Origin of the sequence: Protofrankia sp. Cas8, from assembly GCF_963555845.1 — a bacterium.
Lineage (GTDB): Bacteria > Actinomycetota > Actinomycetes > Frankiales > Frankiaceae > Protofrankia.
In genome coordinates, this window is sequence record NZ_CAUVXI010000224.1 from 1 (window position 1) to 8,902 (window position 8,902).

Consider the following 8,902-nt stretch of genomic DNA (forward strand, 5'->3'; position numbering starts at 1 on the left):
AGTATGGGTTTGTGTATACAGATCCGACAGCGCACGTCTGCCCGGGTCACCCAGGCGACTCCAATTCTCATGAGCGCGACTCCAGACCTCCAGAAGTTGTCGGTGATTTCGCGCTAGACCCGTGTCCCGCGCGTGCAGAATCTCCCAACAGTAGGCTTCTACATCCTGTTGTAGCATCAAGCTGGGAACAGGTTCCTGTCCCGGAACGATGCTTGTACTTCCAACCTGAAACTGTTCAACGTGTTGGTACTCGTGAAGCACACTCGTTACCAACCATGAAAGCCCTCCCCTAAAAGCGTCCGGCCCTACTCCAACCGGAGTACGGTAGGCGCTGCGAAAGTTGCCTTCCCGACGCGATCCTCGAGGTATAGACTCCCCTTCGCCAGAAACCGCTAAACGCGCATACATCCGACCACCCGCTAGTAAACGACGATCTATCCAGCCTGACAATACCAACGCCTCCACCACAAGATCCAAGCAGGGTTGACGTCGATCCTGGCGGAGGAGTATTCGTAGTCGAGCCTCGACATCCGGTGGAAGAATAGGCACTTCTCGCTCTGGAAGGGCGTTCAACAACTGCTCGTTGGTTACCATGCCAGCCGTCTGCCGCTGTACTGGGAAGAGCCGAAGGCCCGCCTCGTTACCGGCAAGGCGTTGCAGTCGGGATGCGACGGCGGCATTGCCGGCCATCTCCTGTAGAGCGAGCACTGATGTCGTGAAGCCCGCCCAGGACCGCTCCCGGACCCGCCTTGGGCTGCCTGCCTCAGCCGCGGTCAGGTTCTCAGCGGGCTGCTGCCGGTCCGTTCGGTAACGCATGCTCAGCCTCCACGATCAGGGCTGTACGGCTCTTGTCCGACGGCTCCGTCAATTCGGCGAGAGCAGTCTGTTCCTCGTCATCGAGCACGACGCTCTTCCGCACGGCGATGCTGCATATTATGACGCACAGATCTGCCACATGATAGGTCCCGTCGGACCACGCTCCTACCTACCTACTTACGCGCGTGCAAGACGTCCGCATAGGGGCCGAACTCGTCGGGGAGACAGAGGCGACCGAGTTTGCGGTACTCCAGGCTGATCGCCGTCACCAGGTCACGCATGTCGACCACCCGGCCGTTCGCCGCCCCGAGGTAGGCGGCGGTGACGACCGCGTTGCGGATGTCCCCGCCGGCCAGTGTGAACGCCCGCCCGCAGAAGTCCAGGTCGACGTCGTCGGCCAGCGGGACGCAGCGCAGCATCCGCCGCCACAGTTCACGGCGTTCGGTCTCCTCCGGCCGGGTGAACTCGACGACCACGGACAGCCGTCGCCGGAACGCCTCGTCCAGATTGGCCGCCAGATTCGTGGCCAGGATGGCCGTTCCGTCGAAGGATTCCATCCGCTGCAGCAGGTAGGCGACCTCGACGTTGGCATAGCGGTCCCGGGCGTCGGACACCTCCGAGCGCTTGCCGAACAGGGCGTCGGCCTCGTCGAAGAACAGCACGGCGTTGAGCCCCTCGGCGCCGACGAAGATCCTTTCCAGGTTCTTCTCGGTCTCCCCGATGTACTTGTCGACGACCACCGACAGGTCGATGACGTACAGGTCGACGCCCAGCGAGCCGGCGACGACCTCGGCCGCCATGGTCTTGCCGGTGCCGGACTCCCCGGCGAACAGCGAGGTCACGCCTTCCCCACGGCCGCCGCCACGGCGCAGACCCCAGTCGTCGAGCACGGTGCCACGATGGGCGGAGCGGCCCGCGAGGTGACGCAGCGCGATGCCCGTCCGCGCGGGCAGCACGAGGTCGTCCCAGGTCACCGATGGCTGTACCCGGCGCGCGAGCCGTTCCAGGCCGGTGGCGTTCTGCGCCCGGGCCGCGGCCGCGAGATGCTCGGTTCTGATGTCAATGCCGATTTCGCGGCTGATCTCGCGGCTGATCTCGCGGCTGATCTCGCGGCCGGTGCCTGCGGCGGCCAGGGCACGGGCCGCGGCAACCGTTCGGCGTACCTGCCGGGGGGTGAGGCGGAACGCGGCCAGCTCGCCGGCCTGGGTTGACCCGCCCAGCTCGGCCGACCACAGCGCCGCCTGTTCGGCGGCTGGCAGCGGTTCAACGTCGCAGCTCAGAGGTGCGGGGCCGGGCGTTTCCGGCTCCCACCCGCCGCGTCCGAACAGCACGATCTGCGGCGAGAACTTTGACGTGCCTTGAACGGACGTGACCAGGCCGGCCACCGCGGCGGCGGCGGACTGGGCGTCGAGGGGCCCTGCGACCAGCACGGCGCCGCGCAACCTGGCCTCCCGGACCGCCTCGGCCAGGACCGCCGGGTCCGGTCCGTCGGTGGTGGTCGAGGCGGCGCCGAGCTGGGCCGCGAGCACCGCCAGCCCCGCCCGGCGGCAGGCCGACGCGGCGACCGTGAGCGCGTCGCCTCCCGGGAGCTGGCGCAGGTAGGTCAGGGACACCCCGGCGGTGAGCGCGCGGGCCAGTCTGTCGACGATGGCGCCGCCCACATCGGGCGGGTCGACGAGTACGGCGCCAAGCCCGGGTTCGGGCCCGTCGTCACCCAGCAGGAACGCCGCCACCCGGTCTGGCACCCGCAGCGACCGGGTCAGAAACGGACGGTCTGCGTCCTCGACGACGAGCAGCCCGGCGGCCACCAGCGCCCCGTTGCGCCCGCAGCGCGCCCGCGCGGCGGCGTCCAGCGGCGAACGCCCACCCAGTTCCAGGGCCAGACCCGGGCTGGCCCGCCGCCGGCTCACGTCGTCGTGCAGGTAGCCGTAGAGCTTCTCGAACCGGGACTCGAGATCCGGAGCGAGGGCGACCAGCAGGATGTCGACGTCCAGGCCGGTCAGCCCACATCGGCGGGCAAGCGTCGGCAACCGCAGTTCCTCACCGGCAGCCTCGGCCGCGGCATCCCCCGCGGCCTCGGGCGCGGCCGCACCGCGCTCCAACCGGTCGGCACGCGCGCCGTCGGCGTCCGCCGGCGACATCCCCTCGTTGGACGACGCTCGTAGCCGTCCCGGATAGCCGGGCTCGAGCAGGCGGTCGGCCTGCTCGTCGCTCAGGTAAAGACCGCGGAACGCATCGTCCGGTTCGGGGTCCACCGCGCGCCGAGCCGCTACCGCGGCGCGCACCCGTTCCTCGACCACGGCCAGCCGTCCGATCAGATCAGCCAGGGACGGGGATCGGGATGGGGACAGCACCGCCTACAGCTCCGCGATCCGAGCGGCCCTGCCGTTACCCGTGCCAGGCGAACGGACGCCCGCAGCTGGAAGCCCAGCTGGATCGGCCGCGTCGGGGGCCCGTTGCGCACGCGGATCCACCGGGGAACGGCGGACATCCAGGTACGGCTTCTCCAACACCGGCGGGCCGATTGGGACCACTGGCGCCGGGTCGAACGGTGCCACCACCACGAGATCGAGGGATGGTTTCAGCTCGCCGCCGAGGGCGTTCCAGACATCGGCGATGCCCCGGTCTGCGCCGGGCGGCAGGGCAAGCTGCAACAGTACGGGCAGCGGCTGGGCGGACAGCTGGCCACGCAGATGCCCGGTGGGTACCCGGTCGTGGCGCAGCAGCGCGCCCAGCAGTTGGGACAGCAGCCGGTGTTCGTCCTCGGGGCGCCGGGTCCACGCGGTGAGCAGGTAGGACAGCCGGAACCGCCGTGGCGGCGGCCGGCGGGCGACAACACGCCCCTCGGTGTTGCGGACCGGCTCCGCCGCGATCTCCCGGCGCCCGACGTCCTCACGGATGTCGTAGAGGAAGACGTCCACGCACGGGCCGTTGAGGCGGCTCGCCCAGTCCCGGGTCGGCGCGTCGAAGACCACCTCGGCCTCGCCTGCGGGCAGGGCCTCCGCGGTCAGCAAGGCGGCCAGCGTCGCGTCAACGTCATGGATCATCTCCGTCACCGTCTCTCACCGCGGACGTCAGGACAAGGAGCCAACCGCGCCCTCCGGCTGCCTCATCGGGCACGCGTGCCGGCACGGATTGCCGGTACATCAGGCTGTTCCACAATCGTCACCACGCGCGTACCGTCGATGCCGTGGCGATCTACAATCCGACGCAGATCTACGGCTTCGCCCGGGGCGCGGGGTTCTCCCCCGACCAGGCGACAACGATGACCGCCGTCGCGTTGGCGGAGTCCGGCGGCAACAGCAGTTCCCACAACTCCCACGGTGAGGACTCCCGCGGGCTGTGGCAGATCAACCTCAACGCCCATCCACAGTGGCGGGACCGCGACCTGTACGACCCGAAGATCAACGCCCAGCTCGCCTATGAGGTGTCGCGGCAGGGCCGGGACGTCTCACCCTGGACGTCGACCCACCACGGCGCGAACGCCAGATACCTCGACTTCAAGACGCACGCCCAGCACGCGTCGGTCGAAGCCGGCGACGGTTCCGGCCTGGGCTCGTGGACGGGGACCCCGGGCTACGGCCACCCGCTCGCCGCCGGCGACGGTCCCGGTGTCACGCACGGACCCGGTGGCACGCACGGACCCGCGGATGCCGGCGGCCACGCGCATGTGAACGGTGAGACCGCAGCGGGCTCCGACACGACCCGCCGGTTCCTGGACGCGGCGCTTCGGCAGTCCGGCGACCACTACGTCTTCGGCGCCGAGGCGAACCTCGACGACCCCGACCCGACCACGTTCGACTGCTCCGAGCTGACGCAGTGGGCTGCTCACCAGGCCGGCCACGACATCCCCGACGGCGCGTGGGCGCAGTATTCAAGCCTGCGCGGCGAAGGCATGGAGATCTCCGTCGAGCAGGCGCTGCATACCCCCGGCGCACTGCTGTTCCAGTTCTCCGACGACGCGGGCCGCGGCAGCGGGGAACCGGCCAAAGCACATGTCGCGATCAGTCTGGGGGACGGTCGCACCATTGAGGCGCGCAACCCCCGCGACGGCGTGGGGGTGTTCAACGACGCCGGACGCTGGATGACCCGCGCGGCGCTGATACCCGGCATCTCCGCAGTGCCGGGCAGCGACACACCGTCCAGACCCGACGCGGCTGGCTCAGTGGCGGCGGCCGACGGGACCGACACCGATGCCGACGGCCTCACCGATGCACTCGAACGGCACCTCGGGACGGACCCCACCCGGACCGACTCCGACGATGACGGTCTGTCAGATGCCTATGAAATACTGCACCTGCACACCAACCCGTTGTCCGCGGACACCGACTCCGACGGCGTACCGGATTCCATCGAGCTGGCGCTGGGAACGAACCCGAGCGATCCGGACACGGCCCACACCGGCCGGCTCGACGGCGCGATCGGCGCCGCTTCCACCGCCACAACCCGCACTGACACCGACAGCGACACCGACAGCGACGGCCTCACCGACGCTCTGGAACGCATCCTCGGCAGCTCACCCGATAACGCAGACACCGACGGTGACGGGGTGACCGACGGGGCGGAGTACCACGCGCACCTCAACCTCCTCGACCCGTCCGATGTGCACGGTCTGCTCGCTGGACCGGGCACGTCGAGCATTGGCGCGCTGTCGAGCGGTCACGTGGGTGCCCATCCCGACGACAGCCAGCTGGGCGGTCACCCGAGTACGGGCACCGGAGCGGACCTCGCCGACGATGGCGGCTCGCACCTGCCGGCCCTGTAAGAGCGTCCGGTCAGAGCAGACCCTGTCGTAGCGCGTAGGCGACCGCGTGGGACCGGTTACGCAGGCCGTACCGGCGGGTGACGTCCTGGAGGACGTTCTTGACGGTGCGTTCGGAGTAGCAGAGCTGCCGACCGATCTCGCGGGTGTCGCACCCCTCGCTGACCAACCGGAGCACGTCCCGCTCCCGTTCGGAGATGCCCGACAGGGTGAGACCACGTGGCGTGAGCACCTGGCACTGGACGTGGCGCACCTGGCTGAGCAGCCCGCCGAGGAGGTCGGGCGGCAGGAAACCCTCGCCGCTGGCCGCCCCGCGAATCGCGGCCAGCACCTGATCCGGGGTGGCGCCGGCGCGCCGGATCAGCGCCGTGATACCCGCTTCCACCACGGCCGTCACATCGGTGAAATCCAGATCGGTCACGATGAGGACCACCGGCGTTCCGGCCTGATACAGACCGCGGATGAGGTCGAACGTCCGCTTGTCAACGGTGTCGACGCTGACCAGCGCGACATCGACCAGCGCGACATCGACCGTCGTGTCCCCGCCGCAGGACGCCGGCAGGCCGGCGGCGGGGCCCGGGCCCGGGCCCGCGTCAATGAGATCGACATCCGGACAGCCCGCAAGCTGCGCAGCAAGACCAGCCCGGGTGATCGGGTCACTGGCATGGAGCAGGACGTGTATCGGTCGGCTCATGGCTATCCCCCTGATGCTTCGCGTGACCGGCAGGACCAGGTATCTCACATCGCTCTCAAGAAAAACTCATTGCGCGAAGGCGCACTCACGTTGTACTCAATCGGCACTCAATCGGCACTCAAGGCTGACTCAAGATGCAGGTCAGGCGTGGCTCGCACGTACCGGACGGAGATCTATGAGATGACAGTGAGGTGCCTGTGAGCGCCGTCGCAGCCGACCCCCCGGAGGCGTCGCTGCTGGACACGTCCCTGCTGGACGCGGTTATTCGCGAGGCCGGCCGACACCGGCGCGCCGACCTACAGGCACGGCTGGCCCGGGAACGCACCCGGCTGACCGCGACGTCATGCCAGGTGGTGGTGGTCGGTGAGTTCAAGAAGGGAAAGAGCTCGCTGGTCAATGCGCTGCTGAACCTGCAGGTCTGCGCAGTCGACCCGATCGGGGCGACCATGATGCCCACAATGATCCAGCACGCGCCCGCCCGCACGGAAACCGTGATCGACCAGTCGGCCGGTTGCGGCGTGGAGATCGGCGTCCCGAATGAACTTCTGGCGTCCGGACTGATAATCGTCGACACGCCCGGGGTGAACGGCGGCCTCACCGACGCTCGCGCTGCCGCGACCCTGCGAGCCGTCTCCGATGCCGACGCGGTCGTGTTCGTCTCGGACGCCAGTCAGGAGTACACCGAGCCGGAACTGGCTTTCCTGCGCGGGGCGGCACAGCACTGTCCGGTCGTCGTCTGCGCCCTGACCAAGATTGACTTCTACCCCGAATGGCGACGCATTCTCGACCTCGACCGCGGGCATCTGCACCGGGTCGGGATCGCGGCACCGGTATTTCCGCTGTCCGCGCCGCTGCGCGACCACGGCCTGCGCGCCGATGTGCCCGAGGTCGACGCAGAATCGGGCTATCCGGCGTTCGCCGGCCACATCCGCTCCGAGCTCGTCGAGCAGTGTCGGGCGCGGGCGCTGCGTGACGCGGATGAGGCAGCGCGCGACGCCCTCGCCCAGATCATGGCTGAGTTGGTGGTGGAACGGGCCGCGCGTGCCGATCCGGCCGTCAGAAATACCCTGCGGCTCCGGCTGGAGGCGGCGCAGGCACGCGCCCACACGATGACCACAGCGGCGGCGAGGTGGCAGCGGATTCTCCGGGACGGCAACACCCAGCTGGAACGACGGGTGGACGACGACCTCAATCAGCGGCTGCAGGCCGTCACCGGCGAGTTCAGGAAACGCGTGGCGACCAGTGCTGACCTGGTGCAGGGCTGGGACGAACTGCGCGCCTGGCTGTGCGAACAGGCCAACCGCGAGCTCATGGCGCACCGCACGATGCTGAGAGCAGAAGCTGCCGCGCTGGCCGAGCAGGTTGTCAGCGTCTTTCACACCGACGAGGCAGCCACCAGCGCCCTACCCGAGATCCCCGCGATGACGTCCCTGGCCTCGCTGGCCTCGCCGACGTCGGGACGGCCGGCGGCTGAGGGCGCAGACCCTCAATTCCGCACCGACGGGCGCGGGGCGCGCTGGACTCAGGCCCTGCGCAGCGGCGCGATCGGCATGATGCCCATCCACCTGCTCGCAGCATTCGGGACTCTCGCGGGGCTCTCGCTCGCCCCGATCGTGGCACCGGTCGGCGGGGCGGTCATGTTCGTGGTCGCGAAACGTACGCTGCGTACGTCCCGGGAGAATCAGCTTTCAACCCATCGGGCGCAGGCGAAAGGCGCGGGGGAAGACTACCTCCAGAAAGCCTGGCAGCTGGCACACACGGACTCCCGGCGCGCCCAGCAGGACATCTATTTTCAGCTGGGGAACGTCTTCACCGAACGCGCGGCCGAGCTCAGGACATCGGCCGGACGCAACCTCGAATCGGCCGCCCTTGAGATCAAGGCGACCGACGTCCGAAGCCAGCGGCGACTCGCCGAGCTCAACGCGGAGATCAACCGCCTGGAGCTCCTGGCAGGGCAGCGCCGGTGACCCTGCGCTCGGATGTCCAGGCGCTGTTGACCGATGCCGCCGAGGCGTACCGGGGCAGCCCGGCCGAACCCGTCCTGCGCCGAGAGCTGCGGTCCCTGGACGGTCCGTTACGGGTCGCCATCGCCGGCCGGGTCAAGGCGGGGAAGTCCACCCTGCTCAACGCTCTGGTCGGCGAACAGATCGCGGCTACCGACGCCGGCGAGTGCACCCGGGTGGTGACCTGGTACCACCATGGTCCCCGGCACGCGGCCCGGGCGGACCTGTGGCCTGAACGCCGGCCGGGCATCAGCGGTGCCGCCACCACGGTGGAGGTCGGGCTGCACCGAGGGCCGGGCGGCGCCCGGATCGACCTGGGGCCGTACGCCGCCGAGGACGTCGAACGACTGCGGGTGGCGCTGCCGAGCGCGCAACTGCGCCACCTCACGCTCATCGACACCCCGGGTATCGCATCACTGTCAACCGAGGTGTCACGCCGAAGTCACGCATTTCTCGTACCGGCCGGCGAGGCAACCGAGGACGCCGGGTACCACGGTGGGGCGGACGCCGTGATCTACCTGATGCGGCATCTGCACGCCGCGGACGTGAGCTTCCTGGAGTCCTTCCGCCAGACCGGGCTGCGCGACACCGCCCCGGCGCACGCGATCGGTGTGCTGTCCCGGGCGG

At 69.3% G+C, this 8,902-nt stretch carries 7 protein-coding genes; 3 read left to right on the forward strand and 4 right to left on the reverse strand.

Annotated features, from left to right (window positions below; all coding sequences use genetic code 11):
- Positions 1 to 781 precede the first annotated feature (781 nt).
- The 3 genes from U9977_RS23065 to U9977_RS23075 form a co-directional block, all read right to left on the reverse strand.
- Complete coding sequence (locus U9977_RS23065; protein WP_322751380.1) at positions 782 to 919, reverse strand: hypothetical protein; 138 nt, start codon at positions 917 to 919, stop codon at positions 782 to 784.
- Between the two features lie 70 nt (positions 920 to 989).
- Positions 990 to 3,170: an ATP-binding protein gene (locus U9977_RS23070; RefSeq protein WP_322751381.1), complete on the reverse strand. Its 2,181-nt coding sequence runs from the start codon at positions 3,168 to 3,170 to the stop codon at positions 990 to 992.
- 3 nt (positions 3,171 to 3,173) lie between these two features.
- On the reverse strand, positions 3,174 to 3,863 hold the full coding sequence (locus tag U9977_RS23075; protein ID WP_322751382.1) for a DUF4255 domain-containing protein: 690 nt from the start codon (positions 3,861 to 3,863) through the stop codon (positions 3,174 to 3,176).
- 143 nt (positions 3,864 to 4,006) lie between these two features.
- Here U9977_RS23075 and U9977_RS23080 point away from each other — a divergent pair, with 143 nt between their 5' ends.
- On the forward strand, positions 4,007 to 5,581 hold the full coding sequence (locus tag U9977_RS23080; protein ID WP_322751383.1) for an NlpC/P60 family protein: 1,575 nt from the start codon (positions 4,007 to 4,009) through the stop codon (positions 5,579 to 5,581).
- Between the two features lie 10 nt (positions 5,582 to 5,591).
- Here U9977_RS23080 and U9977_RS23085 read toward each other — a convergent pair whose 3' ends face one another.
- A complete protein-coding gene (locus U9977_RS23085; RefSeq protein ID WP_322751384.1) occupies positions 5,592 to 6,272 on the reverse strand; it encodes a response regulator transcription factor in 681 nt (226 codons plus the stop codon).
- Between the two features lie 197 nt (positions 6,273 to 6,469).
- Here U9977_RS23085 and U9977_RS23090 point away from each other — a divergent pair, with 197 nt between their 5' ends.
- Positions 6,470 to 8,239 carry a dynamin family protein gene (locus U9977_RS23090; protein WP_322751385.1) on the forward strand — a complete coding sequence of 590 codons (1,770 nt, stop codon included), beginning with the start codon at positions 6,470 to 6,472 and terminating at the stop codon, positions 8,237 to 8,239.
- Positions 8,236 to 8,902: dynamin family protein (locus U9977_RS23095; RefSeq protein WP_322751386.1), on the forward strand; the 667-nt coding region annotated here is incomplete at its 3' end. The genes U9977_RS23090 and U9977_RS23095, both read left to right, overlap by 4 nt.

Bases quoted from the DNA above. Each gene is read 5' to 3' on its own strand.
- U9977_RS23085 (WP_322751384.1), bottom strand. From the start codon at position 6,272: ATGAGCCGACCGATACACGTCCTGCTCCATGCCAGTGACCCGATCACC.
- U9977_RS23075 (WP_322751382.1), bottom strand. From the start codon at position 3,863: ATGATCCATGACGTTGACGCGACGCTGGCCGCCTTGCTGACCGCGGAG.